This window comes from Pseudomonas sp. (assembly GCF_028293835.1).
Classification (GTDB): Bacteria; Pseudomonadota; Gammaproteobacteria; order Pseudomonadales; family Pseudomonadaceae; genus Aquipseudomonas.
The window spans coordinates 55,527-81,052 of the sequence record NZ_JAQGNX010000037.1; the positions used below are offsets into that span (position 1 = coordinate 55,527).

General features: G+C 57.4%; 20 protein-coding genes and 1 pseudogene. 19 read left to right on the forward strand and 2 right to left on the reverse strand.

Features of this window, described 5'->3' with window-relative positions:
• The first annotated feature begins 15 nt into the window (after positions 1 to 15).
• The 7 genes and pseudogenes from rplS (at position 16) to JWR17_RS04860 (ending at position 10,412) form a co-directional block, all read left to right on the forward strand.
• Positions 16 to 366: a 50S ribosomal protein L19 gene (rplS, locus tag JWR17_RS04830; protein ID WP_296248607.1), complete on the forward strand. Its 351-nt coding sequence runs from the start codon at positions 16 to 18 to the stop codon at positions 364 to 366.
• A gap of 202 nt (positions 367 to 568) precedes the next feature.
• Positions 569 to 1,465 carry a site-specific tyrosine recombinase XerD gene (gene xerD, locus JWR17_RS04835; protein ID WP_299828836.1) on the forward strand — a complete coding sequence of 299 codons (897 nt, stop codon included), beginning with the start codon at positions 569 to 571 and terminating at the stop codon, positions 1,463 to 1,465.
• Positions 1,466 to 1,631: 166 nt separating this feature from the next.
• Positions 1,632 to 2,372, forward strand: coding sequence for a bifunctional protein-disulfide isomerase/oxidoreductase DsbC (gene dsbC / locus JWR17_RS04840; protein WP_299828838.1), 741 nt, complete (start codon positions 1,632 to 1,634; stop codon positions 2,370 to 2,372).
• Between the two features lie 141 nt (positions 2,373 to 2,513).
• Positions 2,514 to 3,818, forward strand: coding sequence for a homoserine dehydrogenase (locus tag JWR17_RS04845; RefSeq protein ID WP_299828840.1), 1,305 nt, complete (start codon positions 2,514 to 2,516; stop codon positions 3,816 to 3,818).
• 149 nt (positions 3,819 to 3,967) lie between these two features.
• Positions 3,968 to 5,392, forward strand: a complete 1,425-nt coding sequence (gene thrC, locus JWR17_RS04850) for a threonine synthase (protein ID WP_299828842.1) — start codon at positions 3,968 to 3,970, stop codon at positions 5,390 to 5,392.
• A gap of 151 nt (positions 5,393 to 5,543) precedes the next feature.
• Positions 5,544 to 9,103 (forward strand): annotated as a pseudogene (locus JWR17_RS04855) (transporter substrate-binding domain-containing protein).
• Positions 9,104 to 9,188: 85 nt separating this feature from the next.
• Positions 9,189 to 10,412, forward strand: a complete 1,224-nt coding sequence (locus JWR17_RS04860; RefSeq protein WP_299828844.1) for an EAL domain-containing response regulator — start codon at positions 9,189 to 9,191, stop codon at positions 10,410 to 10,412.
• A gap of 1 nt (position 10,413) precedes the next feature.
• Here the strand turns inward: JWR17_RS04860 and JWR17_RS04865 are convergent, their stop codons facing one another.
• Positions 10,414 to 11,076, reverse strand: coding sequence for a response regulator transcription factor (locus tag JWR17_RS04865; RefSeq protein WP_299828846.1), 663 nt, complete (start codon positions 11,074 to 11,076; stop codon positions 10,414 to 10,416).
• Positions 11,077 to 11,259: 183 nt separating this feature from the next.
• Here JWR17_RS04865 and JWR17_RS04870 point away from each other — a divergent pair, with 183 nt between their 5' ends.
• Positions 11,260 to 11,556 (forward strand): DUF3509 domain-containing protein, encoded by a 297-nt coding sequence (locus tag JWR17_RS04870; protein ID WP_299828848.1) that lies wholly within the window; start codon positions 11,260 to 11,262, stop codon positions 11,554 to 11,556.
• A 172-nt stretch (positions 11,557 to 11,728) separates the two neighbouring features.
• Here the strand turns inward: JWR17_RS04870 and JWR17_RS04875 are convergent, their stop codons facing one another.
• Positions 11,729 to 12,613, reverse strand: a complete 885-nt coding sequence (locus tag JWR17_RS04875; RefSeq protein WP_299828849.1) for a TIGR02285 family protein — start codon at positions 12,611 to 12,613, stop codon at positions 11,729 to 11,731.
• Positions 12,614 to 12,860: 247 nt separating this feature from the next.
• Here JWR17_RS04875 and JWR17_RS04880 point away from each other — a divergent pair, with 247 nt between their 5' ends.
• From JWR17_RS04880 to JWR17_RS04930, 11 genes are all read left to right on the forward strand, one after another.
• Positions 12,861 to 13,403, forward strand: coding sequence for a YaeQ family protein (locus JWR17_RS04880; RefSeq protein WP_299828851.1), 543 nt, complete (start codon positions 12,861 to 12,863; stop codon positions 13,401 to 13,403).
• Positions 13,404 to 13,470: 67 nt separating this feature from the next.
• The gene (gene recJ, locus JWR17_RS04885) at positions 13,471 to 15,186 is read left to right on the forward strand and encodes a single-stranded-DNA-specific exonuclease RecJ (RefSeq protein WP_299828853.1); all 1,716 of its coding nucleotides are present in this window, start codon (positions 13,471 to 13,473) and stop codon (positions 15,184 to 15,186) included.
• 120 nt (positions 15,187 to 15,306) lie between these two features.
• Positions 15,307 to 16,413: an NADH:flavin oxidoreductase/NADH oxidase gene (locus JWR17_RS04890; RefSeq protein WP_299828855.1), complete on the forward strand. Its 1,107-nt coding sequence runs from the start codon at positions 15,307 to 15,309 to the stop codon at positions 16,411 to 16,413.
• A 370-nt stretch (positions 16,414 to 16,783) separates the two neighbouring features.
• Positions 16,784 to 18,406: a methyl-accepting chemotaxis protein gene (locus JWR17_RS04895; RefSeq protein WP_299828857.1), complete on the forward strand. Its 1,623-nt coding sequence runs from the start codon at positions 16,784 to 16,786 to the stop codon at positions 18,404 to 18,406.
• A gap of 9 nt (positions 18,407 to 18,415) precedes the next feature.
• Positions 18,416 to 18,952 carry a chemotaxis protein CheW gene (locus JWR17_RS04900; protein ID WP_299828859.1) on the forward strand — a complete coding sequence of 179 codons (537 nt, stop codon included), beginning with the start codon at positions 18,416 to 18,418 and terminating at the stop codon, positions 18,950 to 18,952.
• Complete coding sequence (locus JWR17_RS04905) at positions 18,949 to 20,226, forward strand: protein-glutamate O-methyltransferase CheR (protein WP_299828861.1); 1,278 nt, start codon at positions 18,949 to 18,951, stop codon at positions 20,224 to 20,226. Before JWR17_RS04900 ends, JWR17_RS04905 begins: the two co-directional genes overlap by 4 nt.
• A complete protein-coding gene (locus JWR17_RS04910; protein WP_299828863.1) occupies positions 20,223 to 20,927 on the forward strand; it encodes a chemotaxis protein CheW in 705 nt (234 codons plus the stop codon). Before JWR17_RS04905 ends, JWR17_RS04910 begins: the two co-directional genes overlap by 4 nt.
• Positions 20,924 to 23,281: a hybrid sensor histidine kinase/response regulator gene (locus JWR17_RS04915; RefSeq protein WP_299828865.1), complete on the forward strand. Its 2,358-nt coding sequence runs from the start codon at positions 20,924 to 20,926 to the stop codon at positions 23,279 to 23,281. The genes JWR17_RS04910 and JWR17_RS04915 overlap by 4 nt, the downstream gene beginning before the upstream one ends.
• Positions 23,278 to 24,288 carry a chemotaxis response regulator protein-glutamate methylesterase gene (locus JWR17_RS04920; RefSeq protein ID WP_299828867.1) on the forward strand — a complete coding sequence of 337 codons (1,011 nt, stop codon included), beginning with the start codon at positions 23,278 to 23,280 and terminating at the stop codon, positions 24,286 to 24,288. Before JWR17_RS04915 ends, JWR17_RS04920 begins: the two co-directional genes overlap by 4 nt.
• A 45-nt stretch (positions 24,289 to 24,333) precedes the next feature.
• On the forward strand, positions 24,334 to 25,344 hold the full coding sequence (locus JWR17_RS04925) for a PleD family two-component system response regulator (protein WP_299828869.1): 1,011 nt from the start codon (positions 24,334 to 24,336) through the stop codon (positions 25,342 to 25,344).
• Positions 25,345 to 25,455: 111 nt separating this feature from the next.
• Positions 25,456 to 25,526 (forward strand): hypothetical protein (locus JWR17_RS04930; protein WP_296306140.1); only part of this gene is annotated, 71 nt, incomplete at its 3' end.

The following is a 25,526-nucleotide window of genomic DNA, read 5'->3' on the forward strand; positions in this document are numbered from 1 at the left end:
CCTTAGGAGCACAGCATGACTAACAAAATCATTCTGCAACTCGAAGCTGAGCAGATGACTAAAGAGATCCCTCCCTTTGCCCCGGGCGACACTGTTGTCGTTCAGGTGAAAGTGAAGGAAGGCGACCGTTCGCGTCTGCAAGCGTTCGAAGGCGTAGTAATTGCCAAGCGTAACCGTGGTGTGAACAGTGCTTTCACTGTTCGTAAAATCTCCAACGGTGTTGGCGTTGAGCGTACTTTCCAGACCTACAGCCCGCAAATCGACAGCATGGCAGTGAAACGTCGCGGTGACGTTCGCAAAGCCAAACTGTACTACCTGCGTGACCTGTCCGGTAAAGCAGCTCGCATCAAAGAAAAACTGTCCTGATTTCAGTTTTTCACGGTGTAAAAAAAGCAGCCTAAGGGCTGCTTTTTTGTGCCTGGGATTTGGCCCGTGGGGCCTGCCTTCTGTGGGAGCCAACGTGTTGGCGAAGCGTCTTTCCTGACACACCGCTTCGCCAACACGTTGGCTCCTACAGAGGTTATGTGAAAAACTCCGTCCATTCTTTTTCGCAGAAGCTTTCAACCCTATGCCCGCCATCGACCACCCTTTGATCGACCAGTTTCTAGACGCGCTATGGCTGGAAAAAGGCCTGTCGGACAACACCCGCGGTGCGTACCGCAGCGACTTGGCGTTGTTCAATGGCTGGCTTCAAGAGCAGGGCATTGAGCTGGACAAGGCTGGCCGCGAGCTGATTTTGGACCACTTGGCATGGCGTCTGGAAAAAGCGTACAAGCCGAGGTCGACAGCACGCTTTCTTTCCGGGGTTCGTGGCTTCTATCGGTATTTGTTGCGGGAAAAACTGATTCAAATTGATCCCACGTTGCAGGTGGACATGCCGCAGTTGGGCAGGCCGCTGCCCAAGTCGCTCTCCGAAGCGGATGTCGAGTCATTGTTGGCGGCGCCAGACTTGAGCGAAGCGATTGGCCAGCGTGATCGCGCCATGCTTGAAGTGCTGTATGCCTGCGGCCTGCGGGTTACCGAGCTGATTAGCTTGACCCTAGAACAAGTCAATTTGCGTCAGGGTGTTTTGCGGGTCATGGGTAAAGGCAGCAAGGAACGCCTGGTACCCATGGGTGAAGAGGCGATTGTCTGGATTGAGCGTTACATGCGCGATGCCCGGGCTGAAATGCTCAACGGTCGCCCCAGTGATGTGCTGTTTCCCAGCCTGCGCGGTGAGCAAATGACCCGTCAGACGTTTTGGCACCGGATCAAGCATCACGCCATGGTTGCCGGCATCGGTAAATCGTTGTCGCCGCATACCCTGCGCCATGCCTTTGCCACTCATTTGCTGAACCATGGCGCTGACCTGCGCGTGGTGCAAATGTTATTGGGGCATAGCGATTTGTCGACCACGCAGATCTATACCCATGTCGCCCGTGCAAGGTTGCAGGAAATGCACGCCAAGCATCACCCACGGGGTTAAAAACCCAGTGATTTTCCGACCGGTCTTACATCAGTCGAAGTCGGCCTCTCAGCCCTAATGTGATAGGCTTTGTCGGTTCGCAATTTGGGCATTGTTAAAACGCCTCCGGTCCTCCATGACCACCGTTATTAGCATCCCCCATAGCCCATCGCCCAAGGAGTCCCCCGTGCGCGTGACCCAGATTTTTGCCGCTGCCGCCATCGTGTTGGCCAGCTCGCTGAGTATGTTTGCCCAAGCTGACGATGCCGCCGATAAAGCCATCCGCGAAACCTTGGGCACCTTGAAGCTCGACGTGCCGATCGAGAGCATCGCGGTCAGCCCGTTGAACGACTTGTATGAAGTCAAACTGCAGGGCGGGCGCGTGCTGTATGCCAGTGCTGACGGCCAGTTCGTGGTGCAGGGTTATCTGTTTCAGATGAAGGATGGCAAGCCGGTCAACCTGACCGAAAAAACCGAGCGTCTGGCTATTTCAAAGACAATCAATGCCATTCCCATGGCTGAAATGGTTGTTTATCCGGCCATCGGTGAAACCAAATCGCATATCACTGTGTTCACTGACACCACCTGCCCGTACTGCCACAAATTGCATGCTGAAGTACCCGAGTTGAATCGCCTGGGTATCGAAGTTCGTTATCTGGCGTTCCCACGTCAGGGCCTGAATTCTCCAGGTGATGAACAGCTGCAAGCGGTCTGGTGTTCCACAGACAAGAAAAGCGCCATGGACCGAATGGTCGCTGGCAAAAATATCGATGCGCCAAAATGCGCCAATCCTGTGACCAAGCAATACGCTATGGGCCAGTCCATTGGTGTGAATGGCACGCCAGCCATTGTTTTGGCTGACGGTCAGATCATTCCGGGTTATCAGCCAGCACCGCAAGTTGCCAAGCTGGCTTTGAGCGCCCAGTAATCCTGTTTCGCCAGGGTTAGGCTTTGACGATTATGGGCGCGCGGACCTGAACCGCCGCTTCACTAAATAGAGAGCTGCCTCATTGCAGGTGGCGTTTTTCACGGCCGGCCTTTGCGTCGGCCGTTTTATGGGGAGTTCATAGTGAAACCGGTCAAAGTAGGCATCTGTGGGCTAGGTACTGTTGGTGGCGGCACCTTTAACGTGCTTCAGCGTAACGCTGAGGAAATTGCTCGCCGCGCCGGGCGTGGCATTGAAGTCGCGCAAATCGCCCTGCGTACGCCCAACCCCAATTGCCACATTACCGGTACCCCTACAACCACCGATGTTTTCGCCGTGGCGACCAACCCGGAGATCGACATCGTCGTCGAGCTGATAGGTGGCTACACCGTTGCCCGTGAACTGGTGCTCAAGGCTATAGAAAATGGCAAGCATGTGGTCACTGCCAACAAGGCGCTGATCGCCGTACACGGCAATGAAATTTTTGCCAAGGCTCGTGAAAAGGGCGTGATCGTTGCGTTCGAAGCGGCTGTGGCGGGCGGTATTCCGGTGATCAAGGCTATTCGGGAAGGTCTGTCGGCCAACCGCATCAACTGGGTCGCCGGCATCATCAACGGAACGGGTAACTTCATCCTCACCGAAATGCGGGAGAAGGGCCGTACCTTTCCTGATGTGTTGGCCGAAGCTCAGGCCCTGGGCTATGCCGAAGCCGATCCGACCTTCGATGTCGAAGGCATTGACGCTGCGCACAAGCTGACGATTCTCGCCTCGATCGCTTTTGGCATTCCATTGCAATTCGACAAGGCCTACACCGAAGGCATCACCAAGCTGACCACTGCTGACGTGAACTACGCCGAAGCGCTGGGCTACCGCATCAAGCACTTGGGCGTGGCCCGTAGCACCGCTGCAGGCATCGAATTGCGGGTTCATCCAACGCTGATTCCAGCTGACCGTCTGATCGCCAACGTGAACGGCGTAATGAATGCGGTCATGGTCAACGGTGATGCGGCAGGTTCGACCCTGTTCTATGGCGCTGGGGCTGGCATGGAGCCTACGGCTTCGTCGGTTATCGCCGACCTGGTCGACGTGGTCCGCGCCATGACCTCAGATCCGGAGAACCGTGTGCCGCACCTGGCGTTCCAACCGGACTCGTTGTCCGCCCACCCGATCTTGCCCATCGAAGCCTGTGAAAGCGCGTATTACCTGCGCATCCAGGCCAAGGATCACCCGGGCGTGCTGGCTCAGGTGGCGAGTATTCTGTCGGAACGCGGCATTAACATCGAATCGATCATGCAAAAGGAAGTCGAAGAACACGACGGCCTGGTGCCAATGATTCTAGTGACCCACAGCGTGGTAGAAAAACGCATGAACGACGCTATCGAGGCGCTGGAAGCTTTGCAGGACGTGGTTGGACCGGTGGTTCGGATCCGCGTAGAACATTTGAATTGAGTCGCGGTAAGCCTCAAGCGGCAAGCTGCAAGTAAAGCAAAATCAACATCGCGATAGGCGTTACGTAGCAAGTCGCAGGTTAGAGTCGAATCGTTCTCAACTTGCAGCTCGCAGCTTAAAGCTTGCCGCTCCAAACGAAGGTTGCCCCCATGCGCTACATCAGTACCCGCGGCCAAGCGCCAGCGCTGAATTTTGAAGACGTGCTGCTCACTGGCCTTGCCAGCGATGGCGGCCTGTATGTACCCGAAAACCTGCCGCGCTTCACTCAGGAAGAAATAGCTTCCTGGGCCGGTTTGCCGTATCACGAGTTGGCTTTCCGAGTCATGCGGCCGTTTGTCACCGGTAGCATTCCAGATGCCGACTTCAAAAAAATTCTCGAAGAAACCTATTCGTCAGGCGAGAACGGCGTATTTGCCCACAGCGGTGTAGCGCCTCTGCGCCCGCTGAATGGCAACGAGTGGGTGCTTGAACTGTTCCATGGCCCAACCTTGGCGTTCAAGGATTTCGCCCTGCAACTGCTCGGGCGTTTGCTCGATTACGTGCTGGCCAAGCGTGGCGAGCGCGTCGTGATTCTCGGCGCCACCTCCGGTGACACCGGCTCGGCCGCTATCGAAGGTTGTCGTCGTTGCGACAACGTCGACATTTTCATCCTGCACCCGAACAATCGCGTGTCGGAAGTGCAGCGTCGGCAAATGACGACCATAGCTGGCGAGAACATTCACAACATCGCCATCGAAGGCAACTTCGATGATTGCCAGGAAATGGTCAAGGCCAGCTTCGCCGATCAGGACTTCCTGAAGGGGACGCGTCTGGTTGCGGTCAATTCGATCAACTGGGCGCGAATCATGGCCCAGATCGTTTACTACTTTCACGCCTCGTTGCAGCTTGGCGGCCCGGCACGCTCCGTGGCGTTCTCGGTACCTACGGGTAACTTCGGCGATATCTTCGCCGGGTACCTGGCCCGCAACATGGGCTTGCCAATCAGCCAGTTGATCGTTGCCACCAACCGTAACGACATCTTGCACCGTTTCATGAGCGGTAATCAGTACAGCAAGGAAACCCTGCACGCGACGCTGTCGCCGTCCATGGACATCATGGTCTCGTCGAACTTTGAACGTTTGCTGTTCGATATGCACGGGCGCAACGGCTCAGCCATTGCCGGCTTGATGGACACATTCAAGCGGACCGGCGAATTCAGCGTTGATGCCGAGCGCTGGACTGAAACCCGGAAGCTGTTTGACTCGCTGGCGGTCAGTGACGAGGAAACCTGCGAGACAATTGCCGAGGTGTTTGCAAGCACTGGTGAAGTGCTCGATCCGCATACCGCCATCGGCGTAAAAGCGGCCCGAGATTGCCGTCGCAGCCTGGACACACCGATGGTTATTCTGGGGACCGCGCACCCGGTCAAATTCCCGGAAGCCGTTAATAAGGCAGGCGTAGGAAAAGCGCTTGAGCTACCTGCACATTTGTCTGATTTGTTCGAACGCAAAGAGAAGTGCACCGTGCTTCCCAATGACCTCAAAGCCATACAGGCCTTTGTCAGCCAGCATGGTAACCGCGGTAAACCGCTCTAACGGTATCGTTGTGTAACAACATAAGGCCCGCCCCATGGCGGGCTTTCTTATTTTTGCGTGCCACACTTGCGAGGTATTTGGATCCATAGGAATGGACACCGCGGTGAACGAAGTCAGTATGAACGGCATAAGTGCCGCCTTTAAAAACGTGATGCGCACAGCCCTGCTGTCGTTACTGTTATGCCTCTGTCAAACGGCGTTGGCAGCACAAAGCCTGTCGTTCAGGCTCGTGCCACCCTTCGTTGGCCTGCCCCCGCTGACGTTGGACCCCCAACAGAAACAATGGATCGAACAGCACCGTCTATTGCGTGTCGGCATTTCGATTGCCGACTACGAGCCGATCGACATCACCAGTGATCGCAATCGTTATCAAGGCATCAGCGCCGACTACCTGAGTTTGATCGGCGACAAGCTCTCTGTGCCTATCCAGATAGTGGGTTTTGCTCGGCGCTCCGAGGCTGTCCAGGCGTTACGCGACGGCTCCATCGACATACTGACCAGCGCAAATGGCTTTGAGCGTGGGGTCGAAGGACTGGCGTTCTCCACGGAGTACTTGCCGGACCGCTCGGTCACCGTCGGCCGTAGCAATGACGTCATGTGCCATCGGGTCTGAAGGGCAAAAAGGTCGTACTCCTTGATGGTTACGCTGACGCCAAAGTTGTACAACGGGTTTATCCCGACAGTGACGTGATCCTCGCACCTAATCTGCAAAGCGCCCTGGAAGCCTTGAGCCAAGGCGAGGTCGATGCTTTTATCGGCAACGAGGTCATTGTGCGTGCCTATACAGCGCTACGGCCGTATATGGGTTTGCACATCAAGTTTGAAAGCGCGTTACCCCCTGTAGGATTTTCTTTTGCCATACGTCAGGAAGACAGCGCGCTGGCGACAATGATCAATCTTGCGCTTGCAGACCTTGATGATTCAGTACGCCGTGAAGTGCTTGGTCGTTGGACCACTGGCCTGGGCTCCGACGTCGGCCGCCAGCGAATAAAGTTAAGCACTGCCGAACAAAGCTGGATTCGAAAGCACTCTCGGGTCACGGTGGTTTCCGGGCAACATCCGCCGTACGTGTACACCGATAAAGACGGACGCTGGATTGGTCTTAACGAGGACGTGTTAGAGCGTATTTCACGCATGACCGGTCTTCAGTTCATTCATAGAGAGGTGGCGTCAACCAAGGAAAGTATCGAGTTACTGCGCACCGGCCAGGCTGACATGAGTACGACGTTGGCCGAGAACAGCGAGCGCAAAAAATTTCTCGATTACACCTACTCGTTCGGGGGTAGCAATTGGGTCTTCGTAGTGAGAGACAGCGATGCGTCACTGGTCAGTCTGAAGAGCCTGTCGGGGCGTAATCTCGCGCTGCCAGCCAAACATGCCATGGAAGACTATCTTCGTAAAAATTATCCAGAAATCAATATCCTTTCAGTAAAAACCTACGAACAGGCCCGGCAATGGGTGTCGAATGGGCGAGCCGATGCAACCATCCAGAGCGAGGCGGGCGCTCATATGTTTCCCCATGACGGGCTGAAAGTCGGGCGAACCGTTGAAGGGCAATGGTCGTCAGATCGTTTTGCCATCCTGAACACTCAGCCTGAACTACTCAGCATCTTGAACAAGGCGCTCGAAGAGTTTCCGGTGGCCGACCTTCGCGCAATACGTATCAAGTGGTTGGGAGCTGTCAACCCCCAGCCACCTGTCTGGCGGCGCATCCCTGAATGGGTCAGTTGGGCATTAGCCGTCATGCTGATGCTGGGATCGATTTCCTTGATCTGGAACAGCCGCTTGAAGAAGCAGATCCGTCAGCGACTCAGGGCGCAGGAGCAACTGAGCGACCAATTGGTATTCCAGCGCGCTTTGCTCGACGGCATTCCTAATCCCATCTACGTGCGTGACCTCAAGGGTCGCTTGATCTCATGCAATCGCAGCTACGAAGAGAGCTTTGGCGTCAGTTTCGAACAAATGAGTGGGCGCCGATTGATTGATGTCGATTTGATTCCGCATTCCAGTGCCCAGCAAATGCATGCTGATTACCTTCGATTACTGGAAACCCAGCAACCGGTATTCGCCGATCGAAGAATGGAGCTGTTCGGCCGCTTGATCGACGCTTACCAGTGGACGGTGCCGTTCTACAGCGCAGACGCTCAACTGCAAGGGTTGCTGGGCGGCTGGATTGATATTACCGAGCGTAAACGGCTGGAAGCCGAACTGACAGAAGCGCGACAACAGGCCGAACAGGCGAACGAGGCGAAAAGCGCGTTTCTGGCGACCATGAGCCATGAGATCCGCACGCCGATGGGCGCGATTATTGGCTTGCTTGAACTCGAGCGAGAGCAGGCAGTACTCCGGGGTGATACGCCGTCCGAAGGACTTGAGGTCGCTTACCAGTCGGCATCGGAGTTGATCGACCTGATCGGCGACAGTCTGGACCTGACCAAAATCGAAGCCGGGAACATGCAACTGGCGCTGGCGGTCACGCCTCTTCGGAAATTTTTTGACGGCATATACCGAATGTTCAAAGCCAGTGCAGAAAGCAAAGGCCTTGAACTGAGTTTGGAATTCGCGGATCAGGCCGAGGGCGATTACTGGCTTGACCCGATGCGCCTGCGCCAAGTGATGCACAACCTGTTAGGCAATGCGTTGAAATTTACCCGCGAAGGCAGCGTGGTGCTAAAGGTCGATATTTCAGGTGCACCGCAGCGACCTTGTTTTCGGATCAGTGTTCAGGACAGTGGCATCGGCATTGATACCGAACAGCAACACCTGATGTTCCAGCCCTTTGTCCAGGCAAGTGACAGCACGGGTGCTCACTACGGCGGCACGGGGCTTGGCTTAAGTATTTGCAAGCAATTGGTTGAGTTGATGGGTGGCCACGTCAGCCTGAAAAGCGAGCCTGGAACGGGTACCTGCGTGACGGTGGAGGTGAGCCTGGCCCGGGTGGCTCCCGGCCGCGACAAAACCACCAGCCCCGTCGAAATTCAGTTCTCGGGTCGCTCGCTGCAGTTGCTGGTAGTAGACGATCTGTCTGCAAATCGACTGGTGCTGACCCGACAGCTCGAGTTTCTTGGTCACGACGTGGTATCGGTCAGCAGTGCCCATGCGGCTTTGCAGCAATGGCAAGACGGCAATTTCGATGCGCTCTTCACCGATTGCAACATGCCAGGCATGAGCGGTTATGCGCTGACTGAAGCCATTCGTCGCACAGAACTGAATGAGCAACTTCGGGCGTGTCCGATTATTGGCTGCACAGCCAATGCGTTGAATGATGAGCGCGACCGCTGCGAGCAGGCAGGCATGAACCAACTGCTGGTCAAGCCGGTGGCGTTGAATCGGCTGGCACAGGTGCTGGCAGATATCGCGCCGATGCAGTCATTTGATATCGACACCCTTCGCCAGATGACCCAGGCCAACGACGTTCAACTGCAGCATTTGCTATTGGAACTCTGGAAAAACCTAAGGGAGGAGAGCGAGCGCTTGCACCCCTCTGTCACCGAGCTGGACTGGACGGCGCTAAGTGCTTCGCTGCATCGCTTGAAGGGCGTGGCGTGTTTGATTGATGCCGTGCCGTTAGCCAAGGCGTGCGCGCTGCTTGACGGCAGCGTACGAGAGAAAGTCAGCGCCGTGTTGCCCCAGCAATGGCAAACGTTAAACGCTGCCATTGATCAGTTACGCATCGATATCAACTATCACCTCCCGGAGCGGGCAGATTAGGACGTGTCTTATTGGGTACAGATAACGAGGTCTTTAAAGTGCAGACACCGCTGGCCAAAACGGCTTCGATCCGGGAGGGAAAACCGTGCGCTCGCTTAATGTTTTGATACTTGAAGACAACGCTTTTCAACGGATGGCGCTGCACCAGATGCTCAACGCCAATCAGGTGTTCAATGTCATGACGGCGCACAGTGTCGCCAGTGCTCAGCAATCACTGGCCAATCGCGGCCCTGTGGACATTGCTATCTGCGACTTGCAAATGGAGGGGCCGGATGGCCTGGAGATGATTCGCTACCTGGCTGAACATCAACAGGCTTGCGCGATCATTATCCTTAGCAGCAGCGACCGAAGCGTACTCGACGGAGTCGCCCACCTGGCCCGCCAGCAGGGGATGTGGGTGTTAGGCAGTCTGCAAAAACCAGCGTCGGTCGTGGCCCTTCGTGAATTGCTTGAGGTGTACCGAGAAGGGGCTCATCGGGTTTTCCCGTCCGTTTCCTCTACGTCAGACGCCGCATTGTTTTCGCTGGAAGAATTGCACCAGCTTGCCCCTGGCCAGTGCGTTGGCGAGAACCGCAATTTTGAGCAGTGGATCGCCCATTACCAACCAAAAGTCAGCCTGGACGGCGACTTGATCGGCGTCGAAGCGCTGGTCCGCTGGCAGCATCCGCGGCACGGCATTTTGACGCCCGGCAGCTTTATGGCTGCCGTTGAACGGGCCGGGCTGAGCGTGCCGTTGACCTGGCGTATGCTGGAACTGGCGTTAGCCTTTTCGTCCAGGGTGAGGGGGGCAAGTGGTAGCCCGCTGCCCGTTGCGGTCAACATCGTTCCGGCCATGCTCAGCGAGGCGTATTTTTCCGACAGCGTCCTGGCGCTTCTGGCGCATTTTGATTTGCCCGCCGAAATCCTCACCCTTGAAATCGTCGAGGACTTTGCGTTGCAAACCTCTACCGTACAGCTGGAAGGCTTGTTGCGCTTACGCATGCAGGGCTGCAAGTTGTCTATCGACGACTTTGGTACCGGGGCCTCGAACATTCAACGTTTGCTACAACTGCCATTTTCCGAGCTGAAGATTCCGGCCGAGTTCATCCGTGGCATGGGCGAAGACGCACGCAAGGCCGCCGTGGTAGCCAGCGCCTGCACGATGGCGAGCAAGATGGAACTTAATGTGGTGGTCGAGGGCGTGGAAACGGCCAGTGACTATGAAGCGGTCAGCGCGCTGAACAAGCCGTCGGTGCAAGGGTATTTCATTGCCAAACCCATGAGCGATAGCGAGTTGTTGAACTGGATGGCCGAGCGGTCGACGGCGTGATTCACGTCAGGCCGTGTTCCTGCAAATATATAAACAGGCTCGCATCATTGCTAAGGCCCAGTTTGCGCATTGCACTGACTTTTTGCGCACTGACCGTTTGTTTGCTGCGGCTGAGGTGCGTGGCAATTTCCCCCACCGAACGACCGGCTGCCAACAAGCGCAGCACTTCAGACTCCTTGGGCGAGAGCTGTTCATGGGAGATCAGTGTATCGGTACCAAAATCGGTCGCCTCGCGCAGTATTCGCGTCACTGAATCTGCAACAAACTGTTTACCCTGGCATATGCATTCAATGGCAGCAGGCAGCTCGCCCGCCAGACTGGCTTTACTCAGCAATGCATTGACGCCCACTGCAAGGATTGAGCGAAACAGCCCCGGGTTGTTGAGCATGGTCACGACCACAATAGGCAGCTGTGGGTAGTCACGGCGCACCCGTTGCAACAACCGCAACCCATCGTTCTGCACATCGCAAGGCATCATGAAGTCTGTCACCAGCACATCACAGCTGTGGCGTTTCAAGGCATCGACCAGCTCGCTTGGCGAACTGGCCTCAGCCACCACCTTGGCATGGCTGTGCTGCTCAAGCACCACCCGCAACCCAATTAGAAAAATAGGGTGATCGTCTGCCAGGATGATCCGTAACGGTGTATCAGTAGCAGCGTCCACGTCAGGCTCCTTTTCGGCGGACAAGGGCTGTTGTTTTTTCTCTGTCATGGTCGTCAGGCATGCTCATGGTCCCGCTCTGGCTGAGGTAGCGGGCAATCACCTCGCTCACATGAGAAGAACTTTCTCATTGTACCGATGGTCATTGATAAGCACCTTGCATTCAAACTGTCGAGTGGTGACTAGATGGAAAATATCGGCTTACTGCTTAGCGAAGCCCTGACACCTTATCAGGCAACTCTGGGGCCGGCGGGCGCAAATGGCGAACGCGTAGTCACTTTGAAAAATGTGGCCGGTGCAATTGTGATTGAGCGCACGCTATGTATGGCGCAGCTTCGAGACAAACGCCAACTGACGGATGTGGTGGATGGATTTCATCGCGATCTGCTGATTGCCGAAGGCCGGATAGAGCCGTGCGTGGTGGCGGCCATGCGTCACGCCACCCAGGCGCAGGTTTTTACCTCGTTTCAAGCTTTTAATTGATTGCGCCGGGAACCTTACTCACATTCGATGCTCTGATTTATTACGGCAGGTACAAGCATTGTGCTCCGGTGATTGGCACCTGACGTACTGGTCCTGAGGGATCACGGTTTGACCCCGAGTAAGTACCCCACTACTCGGGGTTTCTTTTGCCTGCAATTTGGCGAACAGCGCTTCATGGGCTTTCAAAAAACGCCTTGGCGTCCTGCAGGTATTCGCTCCGGGATTGCGGGTCCAGCCAGTCGGCGTAAAAGTCGATGAGTTTGGTTTGGCGCAAAACCCGCATCTCGCGGTTGATGATGTCTATCGCTTCACGGCCTTTAGGTGTGTCCGAGCAGCCCACATGGGCAAATTGGTATTTAGCCGTCCCCTTGATTGGATAGAACATTAGGTCCGCTGGGTCCATGTTCTGCTGTGCGGCCTGAAAGCGCGCCTCTGGCCAATAACTGATCAGCGCCTGTAATCGTCCCAGTCGCTGCATCTGTAGCAAGCTGCCGATTGCATCGTTGCCGTAATGCTTACTGACATTGCCGCCCGGCGATGCATGCAGCATCCGATCGATGTCAGGACCGTAGCTGCGCTCGGCAACGATTCCGAGCTTGATTGATGGGCTGGCTAGCACCCCCTGCAAATCAATTTGGCCCCTGTCGATAAAGGGGCTGAAACTGCCAAGGTCTTCTTTGCGAACCACCATGCCATTACTTTTCGTCGCATGGGTGGGGATGGAGTAAATAATGGTCTTGGCTCGTTCGGCGGTCCACAGCAGCGTCGGGTCGCAGGTGAGTGATGGCTCTTTGAGCATTTGCATCCCGCGGGCGCGGTTAACGTGCATCATCAGGTGGTTGTATTCAGGCATCCGCGCAATCAGCAACGGCAGCAGCCTATCGATGGAGCCTTGGCCCTGCTGCGGGCCGGCAAATATGGTCAGGGGAGGAAAGTCGCGCAGCAGCCATATCAGTGTGTCTTTCGCCATGACCATTTGCGGCATGCACAAGAGGCTCAGGGCGATCAGCAAGATGCTTGAAAAATATCTGCCAGGCAGCAGAGCGCCATAAGCCATTCGCTGATTCCGTCTACAAAAGTGGCTAAATTACATTGCCATACCAGACGGCGCCATGTCTGTGGCGACGTTGGGGTCGGTACAGTGCTTGATACCACACCAACCACTCAAGCTTCTACTGCACGCACTTGGCTGGTCGCGTCCGTCCGATAACCGCTTCGCTGAGAAGTTGCTTTAGCATCGGCGTCGTTGAACCGTCCGGCATCGGGTAGACTTGTCGCCTTTCTCCGTATCTAGAAGCCCGTTCATGGCCCAGCCGTCCACGACCTACAAAGTCGAACTCCACCTCACCGACCTTGATCGCGGAGTGTATGAGAGCGTCAAACAGACGATTGCCCGGCACCCCTCCGAAACCGAAGAGCGCATGACCGTGCGTTTGCTTGCCTACGCCTTCTGGTACAACGAGCAGCTGTCGTTTGGCCGTGGCCTGTCAGAAGTAGACGAACCAGCACTGTGGGAAAAAAGCCTGGATGATCGCGTTTTGCACTGGATCGAGGTAGGTCAGCCAGACGCTGATCGTTTGACCTGGTCCTCACGTCGTACCGAACGCACCAGTTTGCTGGCTTACGGTAGCTTGCGTGTCTGGGAAACCAAGGTTATTCCGGTGGCAAAAAACCTGAAAAACGTCAATATCGCTGCCGTTCCCCAAGACATTCTGGAAGTGCTGGCCAAGGACATGCCACGGGTCATCAAGTGGGACGTGATGATCAGCGAGGGTACGATTTTCGTTACCGACGACCGTGGCCAGCATGAAGTCCAGTTGCAATGGCTCACCGGCGAGCGCGGCTGACGCTATTGGCAGGATCAGGGCACATTGCCCGGCAGCAAAAAAATAGAAAAATATCAGCGGAAACCGAATGCGTATCGAAGCTCGACTGTTGCCTGACACCCTGCCGTTCCTTGGCGATCTGCCGCCGTTGTTGACCCGCCTGTATGCTTCGCGCGGTGTGGTGTCGGAGGCTGAACTGGACAAGAGTCTGGCGCGGCTGATCCCGTATCAACAACTGAAAGGCATTGAGACGGCGGTCGATCTGCTAGTGATCGCGCTGAAACAACGCCAGCGCATCTTGATCGTCGGTGACTTCGACGCCGACGGGGCGACCGCCAGTACTGTAGGCGTAATAGGCCTGCGTCTGTTTGGCGCGGCGCATGTCGACTATCTGGTACCAAACCGCTTCGAATATGGCTACGGCCTTACCCCGGAGATTGTCGCGGTTGCACTGGAGCGTCAGCCCCAATTGCTTATCACCGTGGACAATGGGATTTCCAGTGTTGAGGGCGTTGCAGCGGCCAAGGCGGCGGGTTTGACGGTGCTGGTTACCGATCACCACTTGCCTGGCCATGAACTACCGGCAGCCGACGCCATCGTCAATCCCAATCAGCCCGGCTGTGAATTTCCCAGCAAGGCGCTCGCCGGCGTTGGGGTGATTTTCTACGTCCTGATGGCATTGCGTGCGCGCCTGCGTGACACCGGTTATTTCGAGGCTAATCAACAAACCCAACCCAACCTGGGCGAGCTTCTGGATCTGGTTGCCCTGGGCAGCGTTGCTGACGTGGTGCCGCTGGACGCCAATAATCGCATTCTGGTGCACCAAGGCCTGCTGCGCATTCGTGCCGGACGCGCGCGGCCGGGGCTCAAGGCGATCCTTGACGTCGCCCGTCGGGAAGCCGCCCGCATTACCTCCACCGACCTGGGATTCATCATCGGTCCGCGCTTGAACGCTGCGGGTCGATTGGATGACATGAGCCTGGGCATCGAGTGTCTGCTGTGTGAAGACGAAACATTGGCGCGAGAAATGGCCGGACGTCTCGATGAGCTGAACCAGGACCGCAAATCCATCGAGCAAGGCATGCAGCGCGAGGCGTTGGCCCAGTTGAAGGACCTGCCGCTGGAGTCCATGCCTTTCGGCTTGTGCCTGTTCGAAACCGACTGGCACCAAGGCGTGATCGGCATCCTGGCTTCACGCATGAAAGAGCGTTATCACCGTCCGACCATTGCATTTGCCAGCGCCGGGGAGGGCGTGCTCAAGGGCTCGGCGCGTTCAGTGCCGGGCTTTCATATACGCGATGCGCTGGACGCGGTTGCGGCAAAGCACCCGGAGCTGATCAGCAAGTTTGGTGGCCATGCAATGGCGGCAGGACTGTCGTTGCCAGAAGCGAATTTTCCCGCGTTTGCCCAGGCCTTCGACGCTGAAGTGCGTCGTCAATTGAACGAAGAAGACCTGACCGGACGATTGTTGTCCGATGGCAGCCTGGCCATAGAAGAATTTCACCTGGAGTTGGCCCGCGCACTGCGCAATGCCGGTCCTTGGGGTCAGCATTTTCCCGAGCCGCTGTTTCACGGTGTGTTCCAACTGGTCGAACAGCGTATTGTCGGTGAACGGCACCTGAAAATGGTGCTGAAAAGTGAATGCGGCTCACTGAAACTCGACGGCATCGCGTTCAGCGTGGACCGCGATATCTGGCCGAATCCGACTATCCGTTGGGTGGAACTGGCCTACAAACTGGACCTCAATGAGTTTCGTGGCAACGAAACGGTTCAGCTATTGGTGGCACACATCGCGCCGCGTTAATGCCGCTTCGCCAGGAATGCACGAACACTCGCGAGGTCGGACTGTCTACTAGGCTCTAAGCACTGTCGGAAACGTCAGCTAGTAACCTTCGCACGCTGCCTGTTAACTTGAGAGGTGACCATGAGCCTGCTGCTTGAACCCTTTACCATTCGCCAACTGACCCTGCTCAACCGCATCGCGGTGTCGCCGATGTGTCAGTACTCCTGCGTCGACGGCTTGGCCAACGACTGGCATCTGGTCCATCTCGGCAGCCGCGCCGTGGGTGGCGCCGGCTTGATTTTCACCGAGGCCACCGCTGTCACCGAAGACAGCCGCATTACCCCTGAAGACTTAGGGTTATGGAACGACGAACAAATCGAGCCGTTGCAACGGATTACCCGCTTCATCACTGCCCAAGGCGCGGTGGCCGGTATTCAACTGGCGCACGCCGGGCGTAAATCGAGCACCTGGCGGCCGTGGATCGGCAAGCATGGCAGCGTGCCGCTCAGCGAAGGCGGTTGGGTGCCGGTGGGTCCTTCGCCCATCGCATTTGATCCGCAACACACCGCGCCGACCCAACTGGAAGAAAGCGAAATCCAGGGGATAATTGTCGCCTTCGTCGAAGCTGCCAAACGCGCGTTGATTGCCGGATTTAAAGTGGTCGAACTGCACGCAGCCCACGGTTATCTGCTGCATCAATTCCTGTCACCCATCAGTAATCAACGTCGCGACCAATACGGCGGATCGTTTGAAAACCGTATTCGTCTGACCTTGCAAGTGACCGAAGCGGTGAGGGCTGTCTGGCCGCAAGAACTGCCGTTGTTCGTGCGGGTTTCTGCGACCGATTGGGTGGAGGACGGCTGGAACCCGGATGAAACCGTCGAACTGGCGCGGCGCTTGAAAGACTTGGGCGTGGACCTGATAGACGTGTCTTCGGGCGGCACGGCGGCGAAAGCGGAAATCCCGGTTGGTCCGGGCTACCAGACGCGCTTCGCCGAGCGTGTGCGCAAAGAGTCCGGCATCGCCACTGGTACCGTGGGCATGATCACCGAACCGGCACAGGCCGAACACATCCTGCGCACCGGCCAGGCCGACTTGATTTTGCTCGCACGGGAACTGCTGCGTGATCCGTACTGGCCTCTTCATGCCGACGACGATCTCGGCGGCCGCAAAGCCATCTGGCCCGCCCAATACCAACGCGCCACCCACCGTGACCAACCGATCCACGAGTCTGATTTGCGCGATTGAGTGAATAGGCGGCGCGCCAGACACGCCGCCTGCTTCGCCAACACGTTGGCTCCACAGTTTTTCCGGGACAGCGTTGGATTCGGGAAGCCCACAGAAAACCTAAACGCCAGCCTCCCGACTGAGTAGGTCACTGACCCACGGATTAACGCTTTTATCTAATCCATCCTCATCGCTGTACTCAATTCGGGCGGATAGACTTTGTATTCAGGTGCCGGCCGCATTTCGGCCATCCCTTCGGGGCCAAAAATCCTCTCGAAACATCAATCTAAGGCCTGAGAGGCTGGGCTATACTCAGCCAGCTTTGGGCCGATGGTCGGTCCACTTCTTGAACGCGCCAGTGCTGTCGCGTTGAACTCTTGAGGTCAGGACTGTGAAGAATTGGACATTGCGCCAGCGTATTGCCGCGAGTTTCGCTGTAATCATCGCCATTATGCTGTTGATGGTCGTCGTGTCGTATTCCCGACTGTTATCCATTGAATCCAGCGAAGAAAAGGTCCGCACCGACGCGTTGCCGGGCCTTTACTACAGCACCACGGTGCGCGGCGCCTGGGTCAACAGCTATCTGGCTACGTTGCGCCTGTTCGGCGAAGACGAGGGCCGAGTGCTCACGCCCGCCGAGTTGGACATGTTCAAGGGCTTTGAGGATCAACTGGTTGCCGAATTGAACGGCTATAAAAAGACCATCTTTGATCAGGAAGACCAGATCCGTTTCGACGCGTTCGAACAGCAGCACGCGGCGTACAAAAAGATTTCCGAAGAGGTCCTCGCGCTTTATCAGACCAACGACTTCGCTAAGGCACACGGCCTGTTCCTCTCGCAAATGGCGCCCGCCTGGGATAAGGGCCGTGCGTTCCTCACTACCCTTATTATTAAAAACAAACAACTCGCAGACGACTCAATCGCCTCGATTGAGGCGGCGGTCTATGAGGCCAAGATCAGCATGGGCATTTCTCTGCTGGTGGCGATTATGGCTGCGGTTATCTGCGGTTTGCTGTTGATGCGCGCGATTATGTCGCCCATGCGTCGGATCGTCTGGGTTCTCGATGTCATGCGCAGCGGCGACCTGAGCAAGCGTCTGAACCTGGGTCGCAAGGATGAGTTCGACACCGTTGAGAACGGCTTCAACGATATGATGACCGAGCTGACAAACCTGGTTTCACAGGCTCAGCGTTCGTCTGTGCAAGTCACCACCTCGGTAACTGAAATCGCCGCCACCTCCAAGCAGCAGCAGGCCACCGCCACCGAGACCGCCGCCACCACCACGGAAATTGGCGCGACGTCACGGGAAATCGCCGCGACTTCCCGTGATCTGGTGCGGACTATGACCGAAGTCACTTCGGCTGCAGACCAAGCGTCCAATCTCGCGGGCTCTGGCCAGCAAGGCTTGGCGCGTATGGAAGAAACCATGCATTCGGTGATGGGTGCTGCAGACCTGGTCAACGCCAAGCTGGCAATCCTCAACGAGAAGGCCGGCAACATCAATCAAGTGGTGGTGACCATCGTCAAAGTCGCCGACCAGACCAACCTGCTGTCGCTCAACGCAGCCATTGAAGCGGAAAAGGCCGGTGAATACGGACGTGGTTTTGCGGTAGTAGCGACGGAGGTGCGGCGTCTGGCTGATCAGACCGCCGTTGCCACTTACGACATTGAGCAAATGGTGCGGGAAATTCAGTCAGCGGTGTCCGCTGGTGTGATGGGCATGGACAAGTTTTCTGAAGAAGTACGTCGTGGTATGTCCGAAGTCACTCAGGTGGGCGAACAGCTGTCGCAGATCATCTATCAGGTTCAGGCGCTGGCGCCGCGAGTATTAATGGTCAACGAGGGTATGCAAGCCCAGGCCACCGGTGCCGAGCAGATCAATCAGGCCCTGGTGCAGTTGGGCGATGCCAGCAGCCAGACCGTCGATTCGTTACGTCAGGCCAGTTTCGCTATCGACGAATTGAGTCAAGTGGCGGTGGGTCTGCGTAGCGGCGTCTCGCGCTTTAAAGTCTGAGCACCCGCGATGATCGAGCATTCAGCCAGGCGGGGTGTTTCACTGCCGCCGCAAAACAAGCTGTTTTTATTGTTTCGCGTCGGCCAGGAGCGCTACGCGCTGGAGGCCGTCGACATCGCAGAAGTATTGCCACGCTTGCGGCTCAAGCCCATTGCCCAGACACCGCATTGGGTGGCTGGGGTTTTTGCTCATCGTGGGGTTATCGTGCCGGTCATCGATCTCAGTGCGCTGACGTTTGGCCAGCCTGCGCACATTCGGACCAGCACGCGTCTGGTACTGGTGCACTATCGGCCGGACGCTGAACGCCCGGGTCGATTGCTTGGGTTGATGCTGGAACACGCCACCGACACCTTGCGGTGTGCGCCCGGTGAGTTCAAGGAATACGGTGTGGACAACCGCCAGGCGCGCTATTTGGGGCCGGTGCGTGAAGATGAACACGGTTTGCTGCAATGGGTGCGGGTACAAGACCTGCTCAGCGATCCGGTGCGCGAGTTGCTTTATCCCGAGCCACCCTTGAGCCTTGAAGCGCTCGAGGATGCACCATGAGTCGAGACGGGCGCTTCTTCGGCTTTCTCAACGATCGGATCGGTCTGGATGTTGCGTCGGTGGGCGAGGCGACCATCGAACGCGCCGTTCGTTTGCGCTGCACCTCGGCCATGGCTGCGGACCTCGACTGTTATTGGCAATTATTGCAATCCTCCCCCAACGAACAGCAAGCGTTGATCGAAGCCGTAATTGTTCCGGAGACGTGGTTTTTCCGTTACCCGGAATCATTTGCGACGTTGGCCAAGCTGGCCCAGGCGCGCCTGGCTGAACTCCTGGGCGCTCGGCCATTGCGGATTCTCAGTCTGCCATGCTCCACCGGCGAAGAGCCCTATTCGATTGCCATGGCCTTGTTGGATACGGGCATTGCTGGCGCACAGTTCAACATTGATGCGGTGGACATCAGCCCGATATCCATTGCCCGGGCCGAACTTGCGGTCTATGGCAAAAATTCCTTTCGTGGCGATCAAACCGCTTTTCGGGACCGACACTTCAGCGCCGAGCCCGAGGGCTATCGGGTCAGTCAGCGAGTGCGCGAGCAGGTGAATTTCCAGCCCGGTAACGTGCTTGATCCCCGCCTGTTCGCCGCGCAACCGGCATATGACTTCGTGTTTTGTCGCAACCTGCTGATCTATTTCGATCTGGCGACTCAGCACCAGGCATTCAGCGCGCTCAAACGCTGGACCCGGGAAGAGGGCGTGCTGTTTATCGGTCCCGCCGAAGGCAACTTACTGGCACGGTTGGGCATGCGCTCAATCGGCGTTCCGCAGTCGTTTGCCTTCAGCCGCTATAAAGAACCCCTGCAACAACCGACCCCGAATGTTCAGCCGGCGGTCTGCTCACGCTCGGTGACTCCGGTTCTTTTACCGACCCAGTCCCGGCCCTTTGCACCGAGTCGGCTGAGCCCCTTGGGATCTCCCGTGCTGCCCACCCAGCGCGCTGCGATGAATACGGATGCTGGCGGTTTGCTGACGCAGATCGCGGCCTTCGCCAATCAGGGCAAAAGCACCGAGGCGCGGGCGGCGTGTGAACGCTATCTGCAATTGTATGAGCCGGTGGCTCAAGTGTTTTACTGGTTGGGACTGTTAAGTGATCTAGGCGGCCAGCCAGCACAAGCCCAGGGATTGTATCGAAAAGCGCTGTATTTGCAGCCGCAACACCCCGAGGCGTTGGCGCAACTGGCGGCATTGCTTGAATTCCAAGGCGACGTCGTGGGCGCCCGACGATTGCAGGCGCGCGCGGCGCGTGGTCTGAGCAAGGATGGAAGTGATCAATGAGCGGACCTCGGATTGACCTGAGCCTGATTGACTTGAACCTGAACCAGGAGGACGCCGGGGCGGTCGATGACTGCTGGAACCGTATCGGTATCCATGGCACTCGCGCCTGCCCGCTGCTGGCTGAACATATTCACTGCCGCAATTGCGCGGTCTATTCCGCTGCTGCCACGCGGCTTCTCGACCGCTATTCCCTGGCCCGAGAGCATGAGCTTCCGACCCGCAGCAGCGAGGCGTATCAAGAAATCAAAACCCGCTCGATTCTAGTATTTCGCCTGGGGGAAGAGTGGCTCGGGATGCCCACACGGTGTCTGGTTGAGGTGGCGCCGTTGCAGACGATCCATTCCGTGCCCCATCAGCGCTCGCGGGCATTACTCGGCGTCGCCAACGTACGAGGCGCATTGGTCGCCTGTTTATCCCTGGTTGAACTGCTGGGTCTGGACACTGCGCAAGTGGTCAGCCAGTCCGCCCGAATCATGCCGCGAATGTTGATCATCGCCGCCAACGAGGGCCCGGTTGTCGTGCCCGTGGATGAGGTCGACGGCATTCATGCCATGGACCAGCGGGTGCTGGACTCAGCCTCCAGTTCCGGCCAGCAGGCCAACGCCAAATACACCCGGGGCGTCATTCAGTGGAAGGCGCGCAGCCTGCGCCTATTGGATGAAGACCAATTACTGTCGGCAGTGAAGCGGAGCTTCTCATGACCCCAGAGCAGATGCGCGACGCGTCAATGTTCGAGCTGTTTACCCAGGAAGCCGAGGCGCAGACCCAGGTGCTTAGCGCGGGTTTGCTGGCTCTGGAGCGCAATCCAACGCAAGCCGACCATCTGGAAGCGTGCATGCGCGCCGCCCATTCGCTGAAAGGCGCAGCGCGAATAGTCGGGATCGACGCGGGCGTCAGCGTGGCCCATGTGATGGAGGACTGCCTGGTCAGTGCACAGGAATCTCGTCTGTACCTGCAACCGGAACACATCGACGCCTTGTTGCTGGGTACTGATCTGTTGATGCGGATCGCCACCCCCGGCAGTTCAGGTGCCAGACCGGAAGACATCAACGCGTACGTCGTGCAGATGAACCGTTTGCTGAGTCCGACGGCTTCGGTGCTTTCCTCAAGCTCATCTCCGTCGTTGCAGGCGTCCTTGTCGATCGGACCTGACCTGTCGACTGCGGACTTGGTGGCCCAGGCGTTGCGCCTCGACGCGCTGGCGCTGGAGCCTGTACTGAGTCCGACGGCGCGAGCAGAACCTGTGGCCGTCGCCAGCCCGGTAGCGGCACCCGCGCCACGGCGTAAACGGCAGGCAACGGAAGGCGGCGAACGGGTACTGCGGGTCACCGCCGAGCGGTTGAACGGCCTGCTCGACTTGTCTAGCAAAGCGCTGGTCGAAACTCAGCGCTTGAAGCCTTATCTGGTAACGATGCAGCGGGTCAAACGCCTGCAAACCAACAGCGGCCGGGCACTGGACGCGCTTGGCGCGAAGCTTAAAGAAACTGGCGTCAGCGACGACGTACATGAAGCGCTCGAAGAGGCCCGGCGTTTGTTGTCCGAAGCACAAGCCATGCTGACCCAGCAGACCGCCGAACTGGATGAGTTCGGCTGGAACGCCGGTCAGCGCGCTCAGCAGTTGTACGACACGGCGCTGGCTTGTCGTATGCGGCCGTTTGCCGACGTGCTGGTGGGGCAGGCGCGTATGGTGCGGGACCTGGGCCGCGAGTTGGGCAAACAGGTACGCTTGGAGATTGAGGGCGAGAAAACTCAAGTCGATCGCGACGTACTGGAAAAACTCGAAGCGCCGCTGACGCATTTGTTGCGTAACGCCGTGGACCATGGCATTGAGTCTCCCGAGCGACGTTTGCTGGCCGGCAAGGCCGCCGAAGGGGTGATTCGCCTGAAGGCTTCCCACCAAGCCGGAATGCTGGTGCTGGAGGTCAGCGATGACGGCGCGGGCGTGGACTTGCATCACTTGCGCCACAGCATCATTGACCGGCAGTTGTCCCCAGTCGAAACGGCCGGGCTATTAAGTGAAGAAGAACTGCTGAGCTTTCTGTTCTTGCCCGGTTTCAGCCTGCGCGACAAGGTCACGCAAGTGTCTGGGCGTGGCGTCGGGCTGGATGCCGTGCAACATAGGGTCCGCCAACTGCGCGGCGCCATCGAACTTGAGCAGGGCGCAGGGCAGGGCAGCTGTTTTCACCTTCAGGTCCCGCTGACGTTGTCGGTGGTGCGCAGCCTGGTGGTGGAGGTTGGCAACGAGGCTTACGCGTTCCCATTGGCGCACATCGAACGCATGCTTAATCTGCCGGCCGACGAAATCGTCCAGCTTGAAGGCCGCCAGCATTTTTGGCATGAAGGCCGGCATGTTGGGCTGGTAGCGGCTAGCCAACTGCTGCAACGCCCGCAAGGCGCGGTGATGTCGGACGTGCTGAAAGTGGTAGTCATCCGCCAGCGTGATGCGGTTTATGGGGTGGCGGTAGAGCGTTTTATGGGTGAGCGAACCCTGGTGGTATTGCCGCTGGATCCGCGCCTGGGCAAGGTTCAGGATATTTCTGCCGGTGCGCTGCTGGACGATGGTTCGGCGGTGTTGATCGTCGATGTCGAAGATATGGTGCGGTCAGTTGAGAAACTGCTTAATACCGGACGACTTGAGCGCATCGACCGTCGAAGTCGACAGGCTGACGCGGTGCCACGCAAGCGCGTGTTAGTGGTGGATGATTCGCTGACGGTCAGGGAGCTGGAGCGCAAATTGCTGGTCAATCGTGGCTATGAGGTCGCCGTGGCGGTGGACGGCATGGACGGGTGGAACGCATTGCGCGCAGAAGACTTTGATCTGCTGATCACCGACATCGACATGCCGCGTATGGACGGTATTGAACTGGTCACGCTGCTGCGACGCGATAGCCGCTTGCAGTCGTTGCCTGTGATGGTGGTTTCTTATAAAGATCGCGAAGAAGATCGAAGACGCGGCCTGGATGCCGGCGCGGATTATTACCTGGCCAAAGCCAGCTTCCATGATGACGCCCTGTTGGACGCCGTCACGGAGTTGATAGGGAGCGCGCAAGGATGAAGATAGCGATTGTCAACGATATGCCCATGGCGGTTGAAGCCTTGCGTCGAGCCATCGCTCTTGAACCCACGCATCAGGTGGTATGGGTGGCGACCAATGGTGCCGAAGCGGTTGAACGCTGCGCTCAGTTGGTCCCGGACCTGATTTTGATGGACCTGATCATGCCGGTAATGGACGGCGTCGAGGCTACGCGCCAGATCATGGCCTCGACCCCATGCGCCATTGTCATCGTTACCGTGGATCGACAGCAAAACGTCCACCGAGTATTCGAAGCCATGGGCTATGGCGCGCTGGACGTGGTTGATACACCGGCGTTGGGGGCGGGTAACCCGAAAGACGCCGCTGCGCCGCTGTTGCGCAAAATCCTCAACATAGGCTGGCTGATCGGCCAGCGTGACAGCCGTGTACGCCCCGTCGCCACCCCGTTGCGACAGAGCGTGCTACGTCAGGGTTTGGTGGCCATCGGCTCTTCGGCAGGCGGTCCCGCAGCCTTGGAAGTGTTGCTCAAGGGCCTGCCCGTAAACTTTCCCGCGGCCATCGTATTGGTGCAACATGTTGATCAAGTGTTCGCTGCGGGAATGGCCGAATGGCTAAGCAGTGCTTCAGGCTTGCCGGTGCGACTGGCGTGTAATGGCGAGCCTCCGCAACGTGGCACGGTCTTGTTGGCCGGCACCAATCACCATATTCGCTTACTTAAAAACGGAAATCTGGCGTATACCGCCGAGCCCGTGAACGAAATTTATCGGCCTTCTATCGATGTTTTTTTCGACAGTGTGGCCCGCTTCTGGAGTGGAGACGCGGTGGGTGTTTTGTTGACAGGTATGGGGCGCGACGGTGCCGAAGGGCTAAAGTCGATGCGTCAGCAGGGTTTTTTGACCATTGCTCAGGATCAGCGCAGCAGCGCGGTATATGGCATGCCCAAAGCGGCCGCGGCCATTGATGCCGCTGTGGAAATCAAACCGCTGGACACGATTGCGCCCAGATTGATGGAGATGTTCGCCCAATGATTACTCAAGTGAGTGTACGTTTGGCTCGGGAACTGGAGTTGCGCCATGCATGATCTGCATATCGAGGGTTTGCCGCGAACCGACGAAAACTCGGCAATGGTCCTGCTGGTGGACGATCAACCAATGATTGGTGAGGCGGTGCGTCGGGGCCTGGCCAATGAGTCAAACATCGACTTCCATTTTTGTGCTGACCCGCATCAGGCGGTCAATCAGGCGGTCCTGATCAAACCGACGGTGATTTTGCAGGACTTGGTGATGCCGGGCCTGGACGGCCTGACGTTGGTACGCGAATACCGCAATAACCCACTGACCCGCGATATCCCCATCATCGTGCTCTCGACCAAAGAAGACCCGCTGATCAAAAGCGCGGCCTTTGCCGCAGGTGCCAACGATTACCTGGTCAAGCTGCCTGACAACATCGAACTGGTCGCGCGGATTCGTTATCACTCACGCTCGTACATGACCTTGCTTCAGCGCGACGATGCGTACCGGGCGCTACGCGTGAGCCAGCAGCAATTACTCGACACCAACCTGGTGCTGCAGCGTTTGATGAACTCGGACGGTTTGACCGGCTTGTCCAATCGCCGTCATTTCGATGAATACCTGGAGCTGGAATGGCGCAGGTCGATTCGCGAGCAAACCCAGCTCTCGCTGCTGATGATCGACGTGGACTACTTCAAGGCTTACAACGACAGCTTCGGCCATCTGGAAGGCGACGAAGCCTTGCGCCAGGTCGCAACAGCCATCCGCAACAGCTGCGCGCGCCCCTCTGACCTGCCCGCGCGTTACGGCGGTGAGGAGTTTGCCTTGGTACTGCCCAACACCTCACCGGGCGGTGCGCGTTTGTTGGCAGAAAAACTGCGCCATACCATCACTGCGTTGGCGATTCCGCACAACGCCCCGACACCCGGCTCCAATCTCTCCATCAGCATCGGCCTGGCAACCATAATCCCGCAGTTGGGTTCCAACAGCCGACAGTTGATCCATGATGCTGATAACGGTTTGTATGCGGCGAAGAACAATGGACGCAACCAAGTGGTAGTCGGCGGAAGCTGAGGGTCACCCCACAATTCAATACCATTACCCCTGCTCAACGGGCTGCCTTCGCGGTCCGCAGTGGGGTATACTCGCCGGCTTTCAAAAGTTCGCCTACGAGTGCTGCCCACCATGGAAATCAACCCGATCCTAAACAGCATCAAGGACCTGTCCGAGCGTTCCGAAACTATTCGGGGGTATCT

Coding starts and splice junctions, on each gene's coding strand:
- JWR17_RS04905 (WP_299828861.1), top strand. CDS start 18,949: ATGAGTCGAGACGGGCGCTTCTTCGGCTTTCTCAACGATCGGATCGGT.
- JWR17_RS04870 (WP_299828848.1), top strand. CDS start 11,260: ATGGAAAATATCGGCTTACTGCTTAGCGAAGCCCTGACACCTTATCAG.
- JWR17_RS04920 (WP_299828867.1), top strand. CDS start 23,278: ATGAAGATAGCGATTGTCAACGATATGCCCATGGCGGTTGAAGCCTTG.
- recJ (WP_299828853.1), top strand. CDS start 13,471: ATGCGTATCGAAGCTCGACTGTTGCCTGACACCCTGCCGTTCCTTGGC.
- JWR17_RS04875 (WP_299828849.1), bottom strand. CDS start 12,613: ATGGCTTATGGCGCTCTGCTGCCTGGCAGATATTTTTCAAGCATCTTG.
- JWR17_RS04900 (WP_299828859.1), top strand. CDS start 18,416: ATGATCGAGCATTCAGCCAGGCGGGGTGTTTCACTGCCGCCGCAAAAC.
- JWR17_RS04915 (WP_299828865.1), top strand. CDS start 20,924: ATGACCCCAGAGCAGATGCGCGACGCGTCAATGTTCGAGCTGTTTACC.
- JWR17_RS04910 (WP_299828863.1), top strand. CDS start 20,223: ATGAGCGGACCTCGGATTGACCTGAGCCTGATTGACTTGAACCTGAAC.
- JWR17_RS04890 (WP_299828855.1), top strand. CDS start 15,307: ATGAGCCTGCTGCTTGAACCCTTTACCATTCGCCAACTGACCCTGCTC.
- JWR17_RS04880 (WP_299828851.1), top strand. CDS start 12,861: ATGGCCCAGCCGTCCACGACCTACAAAGTCGAACTCCACCTCACCGAC.
- rplS (WP_296248607.1), top strand. CDS start 16: ATGACTAACAAAATCATTCTGCAACTCGAAGCTGAGCAGATGACTAAA.
- JWR17_RS04925 (WP_299828869.1), top strand. CDS start 24,334: ATGCATGATCTGCATATCGAGGGTTTGCCGCGAACCGACGAAAACTCG.
- xerD (WP_299828836.1), top strand. CDS start 569: ATGCCCGCCATCGACCACCCTTTGATCGACCAGTTTCTAGACGCGCTA.
- thrC (WP_299828842.1), top strand. CDS start 3,968: ATGCGCTACATCAGTACCCGCGGCCAAGCGCCAGCGCTGAATTTTGAA.